Source organism: Snodgrassella sp. W8124 (assembly GCF_016100875.1).
Lineage (GTDB): Bacteria > Pseudomonadota > Gammaproteobacteria > Burkholderiales > Neisseriaceae > Snodgrassella > Snodgrassella alvi.
In genome coordinates this window covers 1-22,667 of the sequence record NZ_JACFRP010000007.1, presented here as the reverse complement: position 1 = coordinate 22,667, position 22,667 = coordinate 1, and the positions used below count along the sequence as shown (strand labels likewise).

The window sequence follows — 22,667 nt, the reverse complement described above, 5'->3', positions numbered from 1 at the left end:
CAGAGCAAAGAGCTGACCTCCGTTAATTGCATCAGTTGAATCTGCTGATACATTACCGGCAGCTACATGGGTAATTCTTTGTGCACTACCGCTTCCATGACTGGCATCATATGCACTAATACCGCTATTCCATTGCAGGGCATCCTGATTAAGCGTACTTATATGGTTATTAACGGTATTTAAAGACTCTGTTAATATACTTGCTGAGCTATCAATACGCGAAGAAAGCGTGTTGATACCAGTATCCGTACTGGTCGACAGACCGGTTAAACTCTCACCTATACCATCAGACAGCTGGCTCAGATGCTCATGTATAGCAGATGACAAACCGGTAACAATCTCTGAAGTGCTGACAAACGAACTGCTCACCCCACTTGAAACACTGCCGGAAAATTCTTGGAAATTGTTGGAGATATTTTCTGATAGCGTATCGAACTGCTGAGAAAGTGAACCAGATGCCGTAGTTGCTGAATCTTCTATTGTACTTAAGCTGGAGAGTATTGAACTGCGCCAGGTGGACAAATGACCATCAGACACAGTTGACAAGCTGTGTAACTGAGCACCAATAACGGCATCAGACGAATCTGATGCTATCAGACCGGCAGCAACATTGGTAATTTTTGCCGGATTTTTGGTTGCACGACTGGCATCATAAGCAGCAATATCGCTGTTCCATTGTAATGCATTCTGCTCTAATCCGCTCACCCGGGTATCCAGACCGGCAATGCTGGAAGAAAGCGTACTTACATTAGTATTAATCAAACTGCTTAATGTCGTTGACAAACTACTAAAACGCCCGCTGATATTATCATCCAGTGCATTAAATGTGCTATTGGTGGTATACAGCTGACCTGCAGTAATAGCATCAGCCGAACCGGCATGCAGATCACCTTCAGCTGCGTTCTTAATCAGATGTTTTTCATCCTTCTGACCATGACTGGCATCAAATGCACTCAGTGAGCTGTTCCACTGTAATGCATTTTGATTAAGAATAGCTATTTCATTGTCAGCGGAAATAAATGCAGAGGATACACTTGAGGACAAATGTGTAATATTATTTTCAATATTTTCCCTGTTTTGTACCAACTGCGACAGCTTCGAATCAGCATTATCATATACAGCTGTGGATAAACTGCTGATACCCGTGCTAAAGCTATTGGATACATCTGTCAGTTTATTTCCCAGATCAGTAATACTGCTGTTAGTGTTGTACAGCTGTGCACCAATCACTGCATCTGACGAACCTTCATTCAGACTACCAGCTAATACATGAGTAATGATGCCTGGCTTACCACTATGGTTGGCAACATAGTTTTTGCCATCCCATTGCACAGCATCATCCTGCAGAGCGGAAATACCGGTATTGATATGAGTCAGATCGGCTGCTGTAGTAGTCTCCAGACTGGTCAGCTGACTCTTAGTTTGCTGCACTTTTTCGGATAAATCAGTTATCGTTTCATCATTTTTTTGAGCGATACTCTGTATGGAGCTGCTAATATTATTTATACCGGTACTTAAACTTGCTCCCAGATTATTGATGGCAGCATCAGTGTTATACAATTGATTACCTGTTACCGCATCTTTTGACCCTTCCTCCAGTCGGCCATCAGCAACATGAGTAATTTTTTGCATTCCGTTTTTACCAAAACTGGCATCATAAGCACCATCGTTCCATTGCAGTGCCTGCTGTAACCCAGAAATTTGATTATTTATCTCACCCAGACGAGACTGAGTTCCGGTAGACAGGCTTTCCAGTCCGGGAAAAGATGAATTCTGCATGGCAACTGACAAGCTGCTCAAATTACTGTCCGTAGTACTGATAAACTTAGATGCATTGCTGTCAAACGCAGTAGAAAGTGAATCTATACTACTATTGGTAGCGAATAACTGCGCACCGGTAACAGCATCGGATGATGTATCATGTAAAATGTCCCCTTTAGCCACATTAGTGATTTTGTTTTTTCCATTATCACCCTGATTATGGCTGGCATCATAAGCTTTTCCATTCCACAATAAACTATCCTGCTGCAGAGCAGTAATATGCGAGTTAGCTGTCTGTACACCGGAATCCATATTACCATGCACATTATTGATATCTGTAGCAATAGAATTACTCAGACTCGTTTGCGCAGCAGCCAGACTGCTATCAATCTTACCGGAATAAATATTAAACTGATTATCAGATTCTGCTTTCAGATCACTGATTCTGGTATTGGTCTGGTATAACTGCCCTCCGGTTACGGCATCCGTTGAATCGGACTGCAAACTGCCCTCTGCTACATGGGTAATTTTCTCCGTACCTTCAGGATTACCGTGACTGGCATCATAAGCGTTCCCGTTCCACAACAACAGATTTTTCTTTAAACCCGCTATTTGATTATCTGCCGTATTCAGACTGCTACTAATGGTATCAGCCAGGCGATTAATTTCAGTATCAGATAAACCATTTAATGAATTTATTGCCTGGTTTACAGCAGCGATACTTGCAGACGCAGACACCGAAAATACATGAATCTGACCCATATTAATCAGATCAGTTGAATTTTCTTTTACCTCGCCGGCTGCTATATTGGTAATGTTCTGGTTTCCTTGCGTACCGTGAGCAGCACTGTATGCCTTATCTTCACTATTCCACAGTAAAGCATTACTTTGTAAGGCACTGAGACTCGTATTGGAACCGTTCACAAGTTCCATACCGCTTTGCAGCGTATTTTCAGAATATGTGCTCAGTTGTGTCGACAAGCTGCTCAGTCCGGTAGCAGTTGAATCCGTTAAATTATTCAGAGATGTGTTTGTTGAATATAACTGTGCTCCGGTAACAGCATCAGCTGATGAATCAGTTAAATCAGCCCCGGCTACTCCGGTAATAGCCTGATTTTTTCCGTTACGCTGTGCATTAAAGCTCTTTCCGTCAAGTTGCAGTACTTGTTGCTGCAATGCCGAAATGTTGCTATTAATCTGACCGACAGAGCGCAAAGCACTTGCTGTCAGTGTACTTACGCTGGTATCTATCTCGGTATTCAGATCATAATACTGACCACCGGTTACCGCATCAGTTGAAGCGAAATCAACAACACCGGCAGAAACATGAGTGATTTTCTGATTTTCATCATTATCACCGTGTCTGGCACGATACACCTTATGAATATCATCCCATTGCAGTGCATCATTTTGTAAAGCAGCGACCTGATTACCTGTATCACTCAGACTTGTTGATAATTTTTCCAGACCAGAAGAGTCATACAGTGAGCTGGATAAACTACTGAAACTTGTGCTGACGCTATTGGACAGACTGCTAATATTGGTATTAGTGGTATGTAACTGACCGCCAGTTACAGCATCGGTTGAATCAGCTGCTAACGAACCTTCTGCCACACCTGTTATCTTGTGGTCAGTATTATCATTATCAGCCCTGAATTCGCCTTCAGGCAGACCATTCCATTTTAATATGCCTGTTTGCAGATTATGGATACCGGTAGAAACCGATGTGGAATAACTATCTATACCAGTATTGATTTGGCTGGTTGAAGTATCAACTATATTTTTAGCCTCAGTGGAACCGCTATTAAGCGTACTCAGACCACTATCTATACTGGATGATAAAGAGCTCAGCGACGAATTGGTCGCATAAAGCAGTCTGCCATTAACCAGATCGGTTGAACCGGCGTAGCTGATATCTGCATCAGCTACGTGAATGATTTTACGCGGCGTTTTGCCATCATAATTTTTAGCGTCATAGAACCCACCCTGATCCAGCAGGAGCTTTTTCTGTATAGAAGTAATATTATCTGCTAAAGATGTACTCAGCCGGGAAATATTTTCTCCTACTTCACCAGAAGTATTCTGATCACCAAACTTCTGCTTTATCTGCGATGAAACAGTACTGATGCTGTTATTAAGCGGATCAAATTTTGCAGGCATTGCAGCAGAGCTACTGATGATAGTCTGATCTGCTGCAATCAGATTAGCCTCAATACTGGTTGACGCAGACGAAAAAATACCCGGAACTGAAAAGCTCAGATTTTTTAACTGAGCAACATTAACTGCATCCGTATCCTCGGTACCCGCCGCAACATCTGTAATCTGCCGGGTAATATTTTGTTTTGGGTCAGTATTGCCTATGGCAACAGCACCATTGGTACTTTTCCAGGCAGCTGTACTAACCGGATCGCTGTAGGTTGCATGATTATTTGGATTATAGCCGGCAACATCCTGAGCTGTGTTCGCTAGAGAACCGGAACCCAGAGCAACACCGCCAGACACCGTAGCCCCCGCACCAGTACCTATTGCCATAGCATCAGCACCGCTAACAGTGGTTTGATTACCCAAAGCAAGAGCATTATCTGCACTAATGCTAGCTTGATTACCAATTACAGTTGCACCAGTACCTGCAATACCTACTGAGGTACCTACTGTATTATCGCTACCGATAATATGAGCACCGTCAACGGCATTATTGATCACATTGTTGTTACCGAAGATGGCGGTATTGGCTGCCGAAATACCGTCTGTAATAAGGCTCCCGTTCGTATCAAAGTTCCCGCCTGTATTACTGTTACCCAGAGATAAAGTTTTATTTCCTTTAATATTGGTATAGCCTGTTGTTACATTTTTCTGTGTACCATCATCCTTGTTATAGGTAGTAGGTGTCTGGGCACTGCCGATAGCAATTGATTGCTCACCATCTACCGCATTACCGGAACCGATACCGATACTTTGCTTGCCGGCAAGAATATTATCGTTACCAATGGCTACACCGGAATCCAGTCCTGCATGAGCTCCTACCCCGACACCTACAGCACCGTCAGCGGTGGCCCGTGCCTGCAAACCCAGCGCGACACTTCCCACACCATCAGACTGAGCCACAGAACCCAAAGCAACACCAGACACACCGGTGGCTTCAGATGAAACTCCGATCGCATTGGACGCCCGTCCGGAAGCCAGTGCTGCCGGACCAAATGCCTGAGCTCCGCCAGCTGTAGCAGTAGCATTAACACTAAAAGCCAAGGAATAATTACCTGTAGCCAGGGATGCACACCCATAAGAAAAAGAAGCTACTCCATAAGCTCTTGGAAGAGAGCTTCTTCCTCCCTTGGTAACTACCCCATTCTGATAACCGGCAGTACCATAATTTTTATCAATAATCCGTGTCTTTTCACCGTACCATCTTTCTGCTTGATCGGTTGAGCCATAAGGTGTATATCTGTCAAACGCTGTATTCTGTGCAAAACGCAAATATTCCTCTAAGGGGTCAAGAAGATTTGCTTGTGTCTTTTTAGTATCTGATCGATTTTTAACATAATCATAACCACAATAATCCTCATTATCCCCTGCAATGGTAAGTGAGTTATAGCTTGTTTGTTTTCTACTGGCGGCCTCATCACCATACATGTACTCACCCCAGATGCTGGTCCTGCCTGCTGCATATACATTAGCTGAATATAAAGATATATTGATCAGCGAAGCAATTAACCCCAGTCTGAATGTATAAACACCTATTCTGGTTAACAGAGACGGCTTAGCAATATCACTGGAAACCGCATTGGCCTTGGTTCTACTTTTTGCTAATTCAGAAGCGGCCACCCAAGTCTGAGTGGATTCGTTCCATATCGCACGATATATTTTATTCAATTGGTTTACTCCTAATTTTTTAAAATCATGCGTTTATCAAAATACTTTAATAAATTAAAGATAGGTTAAAATTAAGTTAAATTATTCATAAATATAACATAAATATTTAAATAAATGCGAATAAATAAATAACATTTTTATACCTAAACACAGGCAAAATCATTCAGAAATCTCAGAAATAAATAAATTTAACTATTTAATTTATATGATTTTTTATATTTTTTTATTTTACCTGTTTATCCCTATACGTTATTTGTTTATTTATTATCAAATGTATTATAAAAGCGACAGTATATTAAATAAGTTAAATTTTAGTAACGATTGATCTGCATCCGTAATGGTTTAAATTTTTCTATTTAAACTACTATAATATATATAATTTTTGTGACACATTACTTTGTATTTCATTATTATTTATGCTAATAAGATAATATATTCTTTTTGAAAATAGTATTAATTATTAATAATATAATTAAATTATTATGCAATATTTATATATAATAAATCAAGATTTTAAAATCTAATTGATTCATATTAAACAATAGCAAATCACCAATTTAAATAAAATTTTGCGGATAAAATCAAATGCGCCGGACCATAGTTGCTATTTCTGCTTTATAAGAGGAATAAACCAACTATCGAGAGCTAAACCTGCTCTTAAGTTGGAAAACATCAGCCAGGCCTATACATAAAGCACCGGCTAGCGGCAGCAATTGCTGATTTTTAATCAAAATTTCAGGGATAAATTTTTATCAGTCATATATGGTATAGCTGATGAAATAAGTAAACTATGAATAAAACCAACAGTGGAGCAAACTACACATTTTTCGGTGTATAAATTTTGTATTACTGATTCAAGCCGTGTAATTTAAAAAAAATCTTTTCTTTTGCTGCTATCAGGATAGGGTACGTATTAGTTTAAATAAACCAGAATAAAAAGTTTACAGTTTGTGTATAAATCTGTGGATATCATTCTATAGCAGATAATAAATCCACATATAACTACAAATATTGATCAAATATTCCCGAAGATTTTTCTGATGTTTCAATATTCGCTTTATTGACAGCAAATCCTGGTAGCAGTCTCCAAATATCAGACTATATTGTTCTTGTTGTAACTCTTTATTAATAAAAATATATTTTTATTATCCAAATTAAGAGAAATTTATCTTTTAGTTATTTCTCCACAGATATCTAATCGCAGGCTTTCTTCTAATAAAACAAAACATATTAAACTTATTCTTTAAGTAGATCACTGATTTTCAATACCTAGTTTCGCTGAATAAGCAAAAAAGTGTTCGTAATAAAACAAAAAATAGGATTATTTACTCTATAAATTTTTATATTTATCGAATGCTAAGGTTTTTTATATCCATAAATAGTAAAAATATTATCTTTTCTGTCATAAGGTATATTCAGCCGGTTAAGTATTGTCCTGAAAGCTTCTGTTTCATCTAAAACTTCATTTTCCACTAAACGCCCGCGATATTTGCTTAATTGCGGGCATACTTTTATCCATTCAATATTAAATAATGCTGGTATACCCTCATGATAATAATTTGACCAGTCACCTATCCACCAAGGTATTTTTTCAAAAGAAGGTTCTGCAATATCGTCACCATCGGTAACACATCGCAGTATATACGGAGGCGGAAATGATAATTCTTTAACTGCATATTGAAGTTCAAGCCATTTAATGTCATTCATAAATGAAACCAGTTGCCTTTTTGCAATGATGGCAGAAACTTTTATTTTTAGCTTACAGATATAGTTGCTATGGTGACTAATAATAGTTTTATATTCTTCATATAATTCTGTTGCTGAGTTCGACTTATTCAAAGACATATATTTCCGGCATTGTATATTTCACACTGATAATTCAACCAAGCATATCAAACGAAAATATCGATGTCAGCACTGACATTTCAGGATACAGATTTTACAGCAGGTTTGCTAAGCCAATTGATAAATCGGTTAGCAGCGTTATATCTGCTTATTTTTTAATGTCGAACTAACCGGAACAAGCAATAGTACCTGGTACTGAAGTATTTATCTAACCTGAAACACATCATAGGAAATAAGATAAGATACTCAAAAAAGCTGTCGGATTGAATATAGCAGCAGACTGATTATCATTACCCATGGACTTATTAAAAGAAGATTTGGAGCGGACAACGGGATTCGAACCCGCCCGAACTGCTTGGGAAGCAGTTATGCTACCACTACATCATATCCGCACAGCAATTGCTTATTATAAATATGCAATGTTACCGGTAAGCTTACCGTTATGGATTATAGCCTTATTAATACCAAACAACCAGATAACATTTCTATCCGGTTTAGAAATTCAGGATTAGGCACAGCAATAGTTAGCATCGCCTATTCAATATCCGGCTAATTCACTGAGAATTGCAACAGATTATTTTCTCCGGCCATTGAAATTTTGACAGATTATTAGGCCTGATTTGAAATTTACTGATCACTGATAGTTAACATCTTTTCTGGGAAAATTTCAGTATACTTTTAAATAAAATAGGTGCTTAAAAACCATATTTTTGGCCAGAAATCCATCGACTGTGGATAAATACTGGATAAATGACTATGTGCAGACAATCCAGTATTGATGACAACTATCATTTTATATGGTGTCTGTTATCAATAATCGATATCTGAATAAGTCATATTTAATTTTGATTACAATTGCTGATAATACACAGTTAATAAAAAATATTCTGATGCTTAAATCCTCTTATTGAAACCTGTTCAAATTTTTCGCATAAAACAGTTTTATAATGATCTCTCAAAATCGTTAATGAATATGCCGATTTATTTTAACTGCTGAGGATGTAATCAAGTTATAGACAGCATTATCCATAGCATCATTTTTATATTTATCCACAGAATCGATTCAATTACAGTTTTATATTTTTATCATTTGCCTGTGCTAAGCTAAAATTGAATATCACGATAATCAAAATTTATCTTAATAATTTGATAGTACATATTAATTATCTGGTTTAGCCAAAAAATTATGTATTCTGTTCGGCTAAACTAAACAGAATACATAATTAAAATATCTGTTGATAAACAGGATAAAATATAAAAATCAGACTTAGTTATCCACAGCTTTTAATGCTTTAGCACCGATATCATGCCGGTATTGCATACCGGCAAATTTTATCGATTCCAGAGCAGTATAAGCTTTGGTTTGTGCAGTTTTGATATCGGCACCTAATCCGACTACACATAATACCCGTCCGCCATGAGTAACCAGTTCATGCCGGGAATTAAACGCTGTACCGGCATGGAAAACTTTTCCGGTTTGATTAGCCTCGGTAATCCCGGAAATTACATCTCCCTTACGCGGATCCTGTGGATAACCAGCCGCCGCCAGTACCACACCAACAGCAGCCTGATCTCGCCACTCAGCGGTCACCGTATCAAGCCGGCCGTCCAGAGCAGCTTCTATCAGCTCCACCATATCACTTTGTAACCGGCACATAATCGGCTGAGTTTCCGGATCACCAAACCGGCAGTTAAATTCTATGGTATACGGTGCTCCGCTATCATCTATCATCAAACCGGCATACAGAAAGCCGCGATAAGGATGGCCGTCAGCCTGCATTCCCTTTACTACAGGAAGAATAATTTCATCCATTACCCGCTGATGTACAGCTTCAGTCACTACCGGTGCAGGAGAATAAGCACCCATTCCGCCGGTATTCGGGCCTTTATCGAAATCAAGCAGGCGTTTGTGATCCTGACTGGTAGCCATAGGTAAAACATGCTCACCATCCACCATAACAATAAAGCTGGCTTCTTCTCCCTGTAAAAAGTCTTCGATTACCACCCGGCTACCGGCAGCACCCATAGCATTGTCCCGCAACATATCATCTACAGCCTGATGAGCTTCGGCCAGTGTCATGGCAACAATCACTCCCTTACCGGCTGCCAGACCATCAGCCTTGATAACAATCGGTGCGCCTTTCTGATTGATATACTGATGAGCAGCTTCAGCACCAGTAAAAGTCTGATAGGCAGCTGTGGGGATACCCGTTCTGGCCATAAACGCCTTAGCAAAATCTTTTGAGCTTTCCAGCTGAGCACAATATTGGCTCGGACCAAAAACAGCCAGACCAGCGGCAGTAAAATCATCCACAATACCCGCTGCCAGTGGTGCTTCCGGACCGACTACTGTAAATGCTATTTGCTGTTCACGACAGAAGGCAATCAACTGCTGATGATCAGTTACAGCAAGGTTGAGCAGCTTTGGTTCTGTTGCAGTACCGGCATTACCCGGAGCAACATAAACCGTATTTACTTTGGGAGACTGTGCCAGACGCCAGGCCAGAGCGTGTTCTCTTCCGCCGCTGCCGATAACCAGTAATTTCATATACCCCTTCTCCAAAATAAGGTGTGTATGCAGCCAGCCGGCTGCGTTTTATAGCATTAACCAGTAATATTCAGTTATCCAGTTTAACATCAATCATCCGCAGCTTGCGTAAAGATGACAGCCCGCTTTCCAGCTGAGCAAGCGGCAGGCGGACAGACAGACAGCACTGCTGCTGCAGATCCTGCTGTATTATCTGTGCCTGCTGCTGCCGGCACCAGCGCATTGCTTCACTCAAATGAGCATAATCACAATAAAGCCATAATTGCCGGCATACATCCAGACAAATTTTATCAGCAGCTTCTATCGCTGCCGCAGTAGCAGATTTATAAGCATGGATCAGCCCGGGCACTCCCAGCAAAGTACCACCAAAATAACGTATCACTATCACTACAACGTCAGTGATATTCGCAGAATCAATCTGTCCGAGAATCGGCCGGCCGGCACTACCAGCAGGTTCTCCATCATCATTGGCACGATAACGGTTACCATCTACGCCCAGACGCCATGCAAAACAGCAATGACGTGCCTTATGATGCTGTTCCCGCAAAGTTTGCACATACTGGCGAATTTCGGACTCATCCTGCACCGGATAGGCAAAGGCCAGAAAACGGCTGCCTTTATCTTTAAATTCTGCCTGTGCCGGTGCTGCCAGCGTTGTGTACTGATAAATTGTACTCATTTTTCCGCAATAGCCTGCCTGATTGCGGCCGCAAATGCATCAACTTGTTCAGGCGTGGTATCAAAACTGGTCATCCAGCGTACTTCTCCTTTGCTTTCATCCCAGTCATAAAAATGAAACTGCTGATGCAAACGGGCACGAGCATTAGCAGGTAATATTGCAAATATGGCATTTGCCTGAACTTTTTGAGTAACCGATACCTGCTCAATTGCGGTCAGTGATGCAGCCAGCCGCTTTGCCATCAGATTACTGCCGGCGGCCAGATCCAGCCACAGATCGTCTTCCAGCCATGCCAGAAATTGTGCTGAAATAAAACGCATTTTTGCACCAAGCTGAGCATTAATTTTACGCAGATACGGCATAGCAGCATGAGTATCTGCGCGCATACTGATGATACATTCGCCCTGAAGCATACCATTTTTAGTACCGCCCAGATTAAGCATATCCACACCCGTATCGGTAACCATAGTTCTGACATCAGTATTTTCCGCTACCAGAGCATTCGCCAGCCGTGCTCCATCCAGATAAAGCTGCATATTATGTTTATGACAATACTCGGCCAGATCACGGATTTCAGCCACGCTATAACAAGTGCCCAGCTCAGTAGTCTGGCTGATATACACAACTGCCGGCTGAGCACGATGTTCCATTCCAAATCCCCAGGCTTGCCGGGCTACCAGTTGCGGGGTTAATTTACCATCATCAGTAGCAACCGTCAGGAGCTTTACGCCGGCCAGATGTTCAGGCGCCACTCCTTCATCACACTGAATATGTGCACTCTCCGCACAAATCACCGCACCCCAGCGCGGCAACAATGCCTGTAAAGCGGTAACATTGGCTCCGGTTCCGTTAAATACCGGAAAAGCTTCAGCCTGCTCACCAAATAACTGTTTGATTTTCTGTTGCAGAGCAAGCGTATACACATCAGCACCATAAGCAGGCTGATGTCCGCCATTAGCGATTGTCAGTGCCTGGATAATTTTCGGGTGAACACCTGAATAATTATCTGATGCAAAAGCATAACTCTGATTATCATGTAATCGGTTCATCATTTTAAGCTGAATTTTTTATAAAAGATATCATAAAAATTGCCTGAATACTGGATTTATTCAGGCAGTTTATCGGCAATCAGTTACAGCAAACCGGATACTTTCTACCCGTTTGTTTCAAGGTCAAACTGTTGAATAATGTTTCACGTGAAACATTATTCAACAACCATCAGCAATTTAATGTCCGAGAGCCTTTAACTGTTCAAGCAGTTCTGGTACAGCAGTATTTAAATCAGCAACCAGCGCATAATCAGCTACGTTAAAAATCGGAGCATCAGCATCTTTATTAATAGCCACAATAACTTTACTGTCTTTCATTCCGGCCAGATGCTGAATGGCTCCTGAAATACCAATAGCAATATATAACTCCGGTGCGACTACTTTCCCTGTCTGCCCTACCTGATAATCGTTCGGAGCATAACCGGCATCCACAGCCGCGCGTGAGGCACCGATAGCTGCATTCAGGGTATCGGCAAGCGGGTTGAGAAGTGCAGCAAAATTTTCAGCACTGCCCAAACCGCGTCCACCACTGACTACCACTTTAGCAGTAGTCAGCTCAGGATGATCTGATTTGGTCAGCTTACGTTCAATGAAACGGCTTAATTCAGGCACAGGAACAGCGGCAACAGATTCAATTGCCGCTTGCCCGCCAGCAGATTCTACCAGAGCAAATGCGGTAGTCCGGATTGTCAGCAACTGTTTTGATTGTTCGCTACGCACTGTCTGCAAAGCATTTCCGGCATAAATCGGGTGAACAAAGGTCTGACTGTCGATAATGGCAACAACATCAGAAACAGGGGCACAATCAAGTAAAGCAGCAACACGCGGTAACAAATTTTTACCGAAACAAGTAGCTGCTGCAATAATATGATCATATGAATCAGAAAGTTGCACTACCAGCGGAGCTACTGCTTCCGCCAATACCTGAGCATAATCAGGAGCATCAGCCAGTAATACTTTTCGTACCCCTTTAATTTGCTGTGCCTGAGCAGCGATACTGGCCACATTGTGCCCGGCTATCAAAATATCAATTTCTCCCAGTTGCTGTGCCGCAGATACAGCGTGCAAAGTAGCCTCATCCAGACAGGATTGCTGATACTCAGCAATAATCAATACCGACATTAATATCTCCTTTAAATGACTTTTGCTTCGTGATGCAATCTGTCTGCCAGCTCGGCCACATTTCCAACCCTGATGCCGGCAGCCCGCTCAGCAGGTTCAGTTACCTTTAACTGTACTAACCGCGGGCTGATATCCACACCCAGCTCAGCTACTGTTTTTTTCTCAAGCGGTTTCTTTTTTGCCTGCATAATATTCGGCAGCTTGATATAGCGAGGTTCATTCAGCCGCAAATCAGTACTGATTACAGCAGGTAATTTCAGCGCCAGCTGTTCCTGTCCGCCGTCAATTTCACGGGTAACCAGCACTTCATCTGCTTTAAGCTCTATTTTGCTGGCAAAAGTACCCTGCGCAAGCTGCATTAAAGCGGCAAGCATTTGTGCCGTCTGATTGGCATCATCATCAATTGCCTGCTTACCCAGCAACAATAACTGCGGCTGCTCGGTTTCGACCACGGCTTTTAATAACTTAGCCACGGCCAGCGGCTCGAGCTTTTCATCTGTTTCAACATGAATGGCACGATCAGCACCCATTGCCAGAGCTGTACGCAAGGTTTCTTCACACTGTTTCACACCTAAAGATACCACCACCACCTCAGTGGCTTTACCGGCCTCCTTTAAACGTACAGCTTCTTCCACAGCTATTTCATCAAACGGATTCATCGACATTTTCACATTGCCAATATCCACATCTGATTCATCAGGTTTAACACGTACTTTCACGTTGTAATCGACAACACGCTTTACCGCTACCAATATTTTCATCTGAACCACCTTTAGATTAATCATAACCGGCAATCATCAGTGATTACCGGTATTCTGATTGCAGATTAACCACCGCAATACAGATAAATCAGCTAATCAGTGTAATTTAATTGCTACTATCAATTTATACTTAACCGGATATAGTAACAGAAATACAGATAAACTGCCGACACTCAGTTGGAAATATCATTTTGCTGTTCAAATATTATTTGTGGATAACTTTATCCGGCAGGTTTCAAAATCACTGTGTACAATATTTTTTAATTCTGTAAAAAATAATCAACAGCTATAAACAGATCAATTCAGTCTAATTTCCGGTATGAAATAAAAACATTGCAACTTAAAATCCGTAATTCAACACAATTATTTTTTATAATATTAAAATTATATAGTTAACCACTCCCCTACTCTGTTATATTTATCCATAGGCAGGTCTTCAGGCTACGAGTCTGGAATACCGGTTTAATAATTTATTCTGGTTGAAATCATGAATCAGACATTTCCATACAAGATTAAAATCCACAGAAATTCATTTATCTCTAAAAATTAAATTATCCACAATCATAATGATCTGTTTATCGTTATTAATAATATTTTTAATTAGAAAATATACTTTTAAACAGCTAATAAATCAGTAATACTGCCAGATAAACAAGCTGTTTCGAATTTATACGGAAATCAGTATAAAACAGTAAATAATATAAATATATTTATCAACAATTTAAACGATAATATTATGATTCCGTGCATAACTTAAGTAGTCGAATATCAGCTGAAACTCATTTAATGATTAATTTAAGCATAATAAAAACAATAAATTAATTATTTTATCCACAATTTATATACAGAGAAATATACTAATTACCGTACAATATACCTGTTCTGATTAATCACATTTTGTACGTTTTATGCCCGCATCTTCTGAAAATTCCGGTCTGCACTGGACAATCCACCCGATTGGTTACATTAATTCTCCCTATAAACAAAAATTCGGAGTTGCCCGGCAGCCAGGATTGGTACCGGCAGCTCAGGCATATATCGATTTATCCACAGAATTTACTGCTGAATGTGTACGCGGTTTAAGTGATTATGAATATATCTGGGTTCAGTTTATTTTTCATGCCACCATTAAAGACGGCTGGCAACCTCTGATCAGACCGCCAAAATTAGGAGGTAAAGAAAAAAAAGGGGTTTTTGCAACCCGCAGTCCGCATCGGCCTAATCATTTAGGGTTATCACTGGTAAAACTAGAGCGAATTGTATGTAGTAAACAGATTCGATTGTATGTAAGCGGTGTGGATTTTCTCGATCAGACACCGGTAATTGATATCAAACCCTATATTCCGTTTGTTGAGGCTAAACCTTATGCACATAGCAGTTTTGCACATGAACGCGAATTACTGACAGTTCACTGGTCACAGCATGCATTAAATCAAATGCAATTTTTTTCATTAGATTCAGAATATTTTCAATTAGTTAATCAAAGTCTGGCTCAAGATCCGCGACCAGTGCATCAGCACCATACAGACAAAGTTTTTGTTATGCATCTGGGTAATTTTGATGTTTTATTTCAATTCAGAGATAAAACTGTTGAAGTAACCGGATTACGTGAACATGTCGGAATTTAAAATTATTATTCAAATAAAAATATAAATAATAAATGGATGAAGACAAAGACGAAGCCATACATCCTGTGGAAAAGTGAAAATAATATTAAAAAATCATCTATTTAATCGTAGATAACTTATTATTTGCGGATGAGTATGATTTGTGGATTATGTGGATAACTTTTCTGCTGATAATACTTTCTGTGGATAATTGGCAGAAATAAATTCTGATAGCAATAATTTATCCACTGTTTGGCAAAATTCATTACTTTTACCGGTTAAATTCGTTACCATTGGATTATCAGATTGATCAGGAACAGAATATGCTGCAGCGCACATTAGCAAAAAGTATCAGTGTTACCGGAGTGGGTTTGCATTCCGGAGAGCGGGTAAGACTGAGTCTGCATCCGGCTGCATCTGACAGCGGTATCCGTTTTCGCCGCACTGATCTGAACGGAGAACTTGGCCGTATTGTGCCGCTGACTCCTGAACTGATTAACGATACCCGTTTATCTTCTACAGTTGTTACTCCGGACGGTATTCGTATCGGCACCATTGAGCATATTATGTCGGCATTCGCTGCCTATGGAATCGACAATATCATTGTTGAGCTCAATGCTCCGGAAATCCCTATTATGGATGGTTCCAGCCTGCCTTTTATTTATCTTTTGCAGGATGCGGGTGTTATTGATCAGCCTGCTGAAAAAAAATTCTTACGTATTAAACAGCCGGTAATGCTGTCGCAAGAAGATAAATGGGTAAAATTTACTCCGTATGAGGGGTTTCAGGTTACTTTAACCATAGATTTTGATCATCCGGTATTCAATCGCAGTAATCAGACTTTCACGATAGATTTTGCCGGACAGTCGTATGTTGATGAAATTTCCCGCGCACGGACATTTGGTTTCATGCAGGAAGTAGAACTGATGCGCAGCCATAATCTGGGGCTGGGCGGAAATCTGAGCAATGCAATTGTAATTGATGATACAGATGTGCTTAATCCTGAAGGATTGCGCTATCCGGATGAATTTGTCCGGCATAAAATTCTCGATGCTGTTGGAGATCTTTATACTCTTGGTCACCCGATTATCGGCGCCTTTGAAGGACATAAATCCGGCCATGCGATCAATAATGCGCTGTTAAGGCAGCTTTTGGCGCAGCCGCAAGCCTATGAATGGGTAACTTTTCCGCATAATTATCAGCTGCCAGCCGCATTTCATCAGTTGCCACATGCAGCCTGATTTGCGGCCATGATAATATTCATGTTAAGAATATGTTATAATTACTTAACAAAATCAGGTTAAACTGGCCGGATAATATTTAACCGGCTTCACTTTATTATATTATTCCGGGATATAAATGCAATGGATTATCAAGCTGTTGTAGCGCAATTACTAAACGTAGAAGGTGCACTGGCGGCGGCGGTGGTTGATTATGATAATGGTATGTTAATGGCCGGTAATGCCATTAATAAAATTGATCTGGAAATTGCCGCGGCCAGCAGTACGGAAGTTATCCGCTCTAAAATCAAAACTATGCAGATGCTGGATCTTAGTGATGAAATTGAGGATATACTGATTACACAGGGGCAGCAGTATCATCTGATCCGGCCGCTGAAAAAACTGGGTAGCCTGTTTTTGTATTCAGTACTTGATAGCAACCGTGCCAATCTGGCTTTATCGCGCCGGGCGCTGATTGATGTTGAAAAACAAATGGAGTAGTAACTGAATTATATAGATTCGATCTGGTTGCTGATTGGTTTGAATATGGCTGTTAAACCAGTATTCCGGCTACATGGTTATTAATTAAAAATTGAATTTTTCTGTAATTAATTATTCACAGTTATATTTTTTATTTAAATTAACAATATGCTATTTATTAAATTAAATAGTATATTGTTTTTACAGTCAGACCATTTTTGCTTTGTACCTTTCTGCATAACATTCTGTTATGCCTTGATCTAGATTTTCTGGCTATTCTGCTTTTCTCTGCAAATATAGATACTTTGTCTGTGTCTGTCTGTTTTGATAAATTAATATATGTCAAATCAAATTTTATTCTGCTATGCAGAAACAGTAGTACACAAAATACAATTCAAATGATGTGTAAGCGTAACTTAATTGCGGCCAATTTGCGTCGTTTAGCTGATTAATAACTATTTTTACTTCCATCACTGTATTTATTCAAGTGGCTAGCAAACGAAAAGTAGATAATAAATCTAACTGCCTAAAACCATTTATTTGGATCAGATTTGTTTAGGTGTAATAAAATGCCATTATAATTTTTTAATTTTGAGAAAACGAATTAATCAGATTACTGTGGTGTTAATAAGACAATAATAATATATAAACAATCTATTTAATTAACATATTTATATATTTAATTTTTGAAATAAATTTAAAAAAATATTTAAATTTCAAATATTTATTTTTATAAAAAATATGGTTTTTGTTGAGTTTACTAAATATTATTTAAATTTGTTGAATACATACAAGCAAGTATATTATGTTATATTACTTAAAGATTTAATTTTAAATTTTAACTTTATTTAAATTTATACAAATTTTGTTTGACGGCATGATTTCTAATCAGGAGTAAACCAATTGAATAAAATATATCGTGCTATATGGAATGAAACGACCCAGACCTGGGTAGCCGCCTCCGAACTAGCTAAAAGCAAAACAAAGTCTGATACCGTAGCCTGCTTGCCGGCCACAGGCATGATAAAAAATAAGTCCCGATTCGGATCAGTCTTTAAACGGAGCCTTATCGCTTCAATTCTGAATTTTTCACTCGTTATTCCGAATGTTTTTGCTTCTAATGTTGCGATTATTGGTGGCGACAGTAAGACGACTAGTACTAATGGTGCTTACGTATATTATAAAGATCAGAATGGTGTAGCCAGGGCAAGCCATGGTTCGGTAATTATCAACGGCGTCAATGGCTTTGCTAAAGATTCTCCGGGCTGTGGCGCAGATGAAGTTGCTGGCAGAGGCGACCCTAAACGTACAATTGAAGGTAATTCACTTTCTGCGCTGGATGAATATTTACGCTTTGCTAATGGCAGCGATAAGGCTTATGGCACAAACACAAGTTCGGTCAATGCGGATGCTGCTATGCAGGGTACACAGACGGGTGGTGCTGCAAATAAAATGCCGTTAGCCTATGGTGTCTATTCTTTTGCATCCGGTTGTGGTGCTTATACATCTGGTAACTACTCAGTAGCATTCGGTACTAATGCTACTGCAACTGCCGGTGGCGCGATGGCCATCGGAACTGCTGCTCTGGCTTCTGGGCGGGCCTCGATTGCTTTTGGTGTCGGCGCTGAGGCTACAGGTGTTTCCAGTGTGGCTTTAGGTTCGGTTGCATCTTCTAATGGTGTGGGTAGTGTGGCAGCCGGTTTGAAATCTCAGGCCAGTGCTGACGGTACTGTTGCCTTAGGTGTTCAGGCACAGGCTACAGCAGATTCTGCCGTAGCTATTGGTAATTCAGCTCAGGCCACTGGCGAACAAAGTATCAGTATAGGCTCAGCCAATCAGGTAAGCGGGAACAGATCCGGTGCAATTGGCGGCTCTCAGACAACAACTGCTTATAATTCAGTCAATGGTGAAATTGCAGATGAAGATAAAGATCAGGCAACCGGTATCACTAGTGTAACCGGGAATGACACTTATTCTTTCGGTAATCAGAATGGTACGATTGCTGCTAATAATACCGGTATATTCGGTAATAGTAATGTTATAGCACTTGATTCAACCGGTGCTACTAAGGCAGATGATATAAGAATATTAGGCAATCTGAACAAAGTCTCTGCAAATGCTACCGGTGCCATGATTGTAGGTAATGAAGCTGAAGTCGGTGCTGCTAATGCCCTGGCACTGGGTAACAAGACTCAAGTTAGTGGTATGAATGGCGTCGCCATCGGTACAGAGGCTAATGTCAGTTCTGATGACGGCGTGGCTATAGGCAGTAATTCTGCAACTACAGCCGCAGCAGGTGTGGCTGGCTATGATCCTGCTGGTGGGGTTCATGATGCTACATCATCTACCTGGAACAGTACTAGAGGATCGGTGGCGATTGGTAATGCCAGTACTGGTGCCACACGGCAGATTACCGGCCTGGCAGCCGGTACACAGGATACTGATGCTGTCAATGTAGCTCAGTTAAAAAGCCTGGGCGATTCTGTGTCAGCCAGTCTGAATAGTCTGTCTTCTTCAACAGTAAGCCATTTAACTAAAAACGACAAAGAATTAAATGAACTGATAAATACGACCAATTCAACTTTAGTTACATATGACAGCAAGCTGGTAGATACAGCCGGCTTACTGGACAGCCGGCTTACTGAAACTAATAACAAACTTGATGCAATAAATACTTCAGTTTTAACCAGTATCAGCCAGATGCAGGAAAATGCATTACGGTGGAATGACGATGTACAGGCTTATGATGCAGTTCACGGTCAGGCAAATACAGCAAAAATTATCAATGTTGCGGCCGGTGATTTATCGCCAGAATCAACTGATGCTATTAATGGCGGACAGCTTTATAGTACCAATTCAGCATTGAGCAGTTTATCAACTGTTGCGATAAGCAGTATTTCCACTGCGCTATCGAATTCCACTTCAATGTCTGCTTCAATCAGTACAACCCTGTCAGAAACTTCAAATAAGCTCAATCAGCTTCTGGACAATACTTCAACCAGCATGAATCAATTAAGCCGGGATGCACTACAGTTAAAAGATGGTGTATTTGATGCTGAACGTGACGGAAAAGCCCAGAAAATCACGCATGTTGCGGCCGGTGATATTTCTTCGGCTCATTCCAGTGACGTGGTTATTGGTTCCCAGTTATATGAAACCAATACAAATCTGACTAATTTATCAGAAAGTTTTGCTTCAAGTTTGACCAGCCTGTCAAATTCAGTGGGTAATTCAAATATAGCAGATATTGCTAGTTTGTCTACAGTAGCCAGTGGTGTAAGTAGCAGCCTGTCCAGTTTGCAAAATAACGCTTTACTGTGGAAAGCAGGTGACAATGGGGTAAATGGTGCCTATGATGCTGAGCGTAACGGAAAAGCTCAGAAAATTACCAATGTTGCAGACGGTAGTACTGAACAGGGATCAACAGATGTAATTACCGGCGGACAGTTATACAGTCTTTCGACCGCTACTGTAGCTAAACTGAATAACGTAACCAGCACAATTAGTACAAATCTGGCAGACAGTAACCAAAAAATAGACGATGTAAGTAATAAAGCTCTGTTATGGAATGAAAGTAAAATCGCTTATGATGCCGGTAATCGGAAAATTACAGGTGTTGCGGCCGGTGCCTTAACAGCAGATTCATCTGATGTGGTGATCGGAGCACAGTTATATACAACCAATAATCTTCTGAATAATCTATCTTTATCAACTACAGGTGGGTTAGACAGTCTGAGTACGGCCTTAAGCAGCTCTTCTCAGTCGATTATTAGTAGTCTTTCCGGACTTGTGGGAAATAATCAGCGCGAAGTTGCGGCCTTGCAGGATAATGCTTTGCAATGGAATGATACTGATAAGGCATACAGTGCTAAACATCCGGCATTTGGTAATCAGCGCATTACCAATGTAGCAGACGGCAGAGAGGGTGCTGACTCAACTGATGCGGTGACCGGTAAACAGCTGTTTAGTCTTTCCAGTTCTACAGCAGAAAGTTTGAATAATTTATCCAGTTCTCTGCAGAATCTATCTGCAGATGGTGTGGGCAGTTTATCTACAGCTCTTAGTACAGGTTTGAATAATATCAATTCCAATATTACTAACTTGCAGCAGGATGCTTTACAGTGGAAAGACGGTGCTTACGATGCCAGCCATGGTGTTGAAAATGGTGTACAGAAAATTACCCATGTTAAAGATGGTGATCTGAGTGAACAATCCACTGATGTTGTCACCGGTAAGCAATTATTTGACACCAATACCAGTGTGGCTACTCTGTCTGCCGGTTTGGATAGCAGATTGGTAAGTTTGTCTGGTTCGACATCTGCCAGTTTGAATAATATTTCAGCTGATTTAAATCAATCGCTGAGTACCGGTCTGAGCTCTCTTTCTGCAGCGGCCAATACCGGGTTAAGCTCTGTTAATTCAAATATAGCTGCATTACAGCAGAATGCGCTGCAATGGAATAGCAATATATCTGCTTATGATGCCAGTCATGCAACCGGTACTGCACAAAAAATTACCAATGTAGCCAAAGGTAGTCTGACAGCAGACTCAAGTGATGTAATAACCGGCGGGCAATTGTTTGATACCAATACTCAGGTTAGCAGCCTGTCCGGTAATCTAAACGACGTTTCCAGTAGTGTGGTAACAGGTTTAAATAGCCTATCTTCATCATTGTCTGAAATTAGTGGTAATCAATTATCCAGTTTGTCTACGGGTATCGACAGTACCAACAGCAGATTGACTGAACTGTCTGCATCAGCATCAAGCAGCCTGGCAGCGACTGACTCTAATGTAAAAATATTACAGCAGAATGCGCTATTGTGGAAAGATGGTGCTTATGATGCTATGCGTGATGGAAAAGTCCAGAAAATTACCAATGTAGCTGATGGCAATATTGAAAAGGGATCAAGTGATGTTGCTACTGCTGGCCAGTTATATACAACTAATACTAATATTACGGAACTTTCCAGCAGTGTTAGTACCAGTTTCGATCATTTCACGTCTTCTTTGAGTACGATTACTCAAACTGGTGGTAATGATGTGATCAGTCTGTCTACTGTTGCAAGCAATATTGATAACAGGGTAACTAATTTAAAGCAGAATGCACTGCAATGGAATGATGATATTGCTGCTTATGATGCCAGTCGTGCAACCAAAAATCCGGCAAAAATTACCAATGTTGCTGCCGGTGAAGTATCAGCAGATTCAACTGATGTGATTACTGGTGCGCAGCTTGATCAGGCTAATGCAAATTATGCCAACAGTCTGGCAGAAGTATCAGGATCAGTCTCTAGTGGTTTAAGCTCAGTTCAGGATAAAGTAAACGGTTTATCTACAGACTGGCCGGACAGACTAAATAGTCTGTCTACCACAACTTCCAGCGGATTAAGCAGTCTGTCTACCGCAGCATCAAATGCTTTGAGCAGTTTATCTTCGACTACTTCAAGCACGATAGCCAGCCTGTCTAACAGTACTTCTAGCGGATTGAACAGTTTATCTTCCAGTGCAGCTAGCGGATTGAGCAGTCTGTCTTCCAGTACTGCCATCGGACTGAATAGCCTTTCTTCCAGTACTTCAACGATACTGGGACAATTAGACAATACGATCAGTACTGCCACCAGTAATGTTGCCGAACTACGGCAGGATGCCCTGCAATGGAATGGCGGTATAAGTGCATATGATGCCAGTCATGGAAGCGGTATTGCACAAAGAATTACCCATGTAG

11 protein-coding genes and 1 tRNA gene are annotated in these 22,667 nt (G+C 40.6%); 4 read left to right on the top strand and 8 right to left on the bottom strand.

Going from position 1 to position 22,667, the window contains the following annotated elements; genetic code table 11:
* The 8 genes from H3U73_RS10470 to H3U73_RS10435 all read right to left on the bottom strand — a co-directional run.
* Positions 1 to 5,631 (bottom strand): ESPR-type extended signal peptide-containing protein (locus H3U73_RS10470; RefSeq protein WP_198190516.1); only part of this gene is annotated, 5,631 nt, incomplete at its 3' end.
* A 1,356-nt stretch (positions 5,632 to 6,987) separates the two neighbouring features.
* Positions 6,988 to 7,476, bottom strand: coding sequence for a DUF6678 family protein (locus H3U73_RS10465; protein ID WP_370570152.1), 489 nt, complete (start codon positions 7,474 to 7,476; stop codon positions 6,988 to 6,990).
* A gap of 318 nt (positions 7,477 to 7,794) precedes the next feature.
* A tRNA-Gly gene (locus tag H3U73_RS10460) sits at positions 7,795 to 7,868 on the bottom strand.
* Positions 7,869 to 8,743: 875 nt separating this feature from the next.
* On the bottom strand, positions 8,744 to 10,024 hold the full coding sequence (gene purD / locus H3U73_RS10455) for a phosphoribosylamine--glycine ligase (protein WP_198190514.1): 1,281 nt from the start codon (positions 10,022 to 10,024) through the stop codon (positions 8,744 to 8,746).
* Between the two features lie 70 nt (positions 10,025 to 10,094).
* Positions 10,095 to 10,703: a YigZ family protein gene (locus tag H3U73_RS10450; RefSeq protein ID WP_084548537.1), complete on the bottom strand. Its 609-nt coding sequence runs from the start codon at positions 10,701 to 10,703 to the stop codon at positions 10,095 to 10,097.
* Positions 10,700 to 11,755, bottom strand: coding sequence for a low specificity L-threonine aldolase (locus H3U73_RS10445; protein ID WP_232335745.1), 1,056 nt, complete (start codon positions 11,753 to 11,755; stop codon positions 10,700 to 10,702). Before H3U73_RS10445 ends, H3U73_RS10450 begins: the two co-directional genes overlap by 4 nt.
* Before the next feature lie 174 nt (positions 11,756 to 11,929).
* Positions 11,930 to 12,874 carry an electron transfer flavoprotein subunit alpha/FixB family protein gene (locus H3U73_RS10440; RefSeq protein WP_198190513.1) on the bottom strand — a complete coding sequence of 315 codons (945 nt, stop codon included), beginning with the start codon at positions 12,872 to 12,874 and terminating at the stop codon, positions 11,930 to 11,932.
* Positions 12,875 to 12,885: 11 nt separating this feature from the next.
* A complete protein-coding gene (locus tag H3U73_RS10435; RefSeq protein ID WP_198190512.1) occupies positions 12,886 to 13,635 on the bottom strand; it encodes an electron transfer flavoprotein subunit beta/FixA family protein in 750 nt (249 codons plus the stop codon).
* Between the two features lie 935 nt (positions 13,636 to 14,570).
* Here H3U73_RS10435 and tsaA point away from each other — a divergent pair.
* The 4 genes from tsaA to H3U73_RS10415 form a co-directional block, all read left to right on the top strand.
* On the top strand, positions 14,571 to 15,263 hold the full coding sequence (gene tsaA / locus H3U73_RS10430) for a tRNA (N6-threonylcarbamoyladenosine(37)-N6)-methyltransferase TrmO (RefSeq protein ID WP_198190517.1): 693 nt from the start codon (positions 14,571 to 14,573) through the stop codon (positions 15,261 to 15,263).
* A gap of 302 nt (positions 15,264 to 15,565) precedes the next feature.
* On the top strand, positions 15,566 to 16,483 hold the full coding sequence (gene lpxC, locus H3U73_RS10425) for a UDP-3-O-acyl-N-acetylglucosamine deacetylase (RefSeq protein WP_198190511.1): 918 nt from the start codon (positions 15,566 to 15,568) through the stop codon (positions 16,481 to 16,483).
* Between the two features lie 123 nt (positions 16,484 to 16,606).
* Positions 16,607 to 16,963, top strand: coding sequence for a hypothetical protein (locus H3U73_RS10420; RefSeq protein ID WP_198190510.1), 357 nt, complete (start codon positions 16,607 to 16,609; stop codon positions 16,961 to 16,963).
* An 882-nt stretch (positions 16,964 to 17,845) separates the two neighbouring features.
* On the top strand, positions 17,846 to 22,667 hold a 4,822-nt coding region (locus H3U73_RS10415; protein WP_198190509.1), incomplete at its 3' end, for an ESPR-type extended signal peptide-containing protein.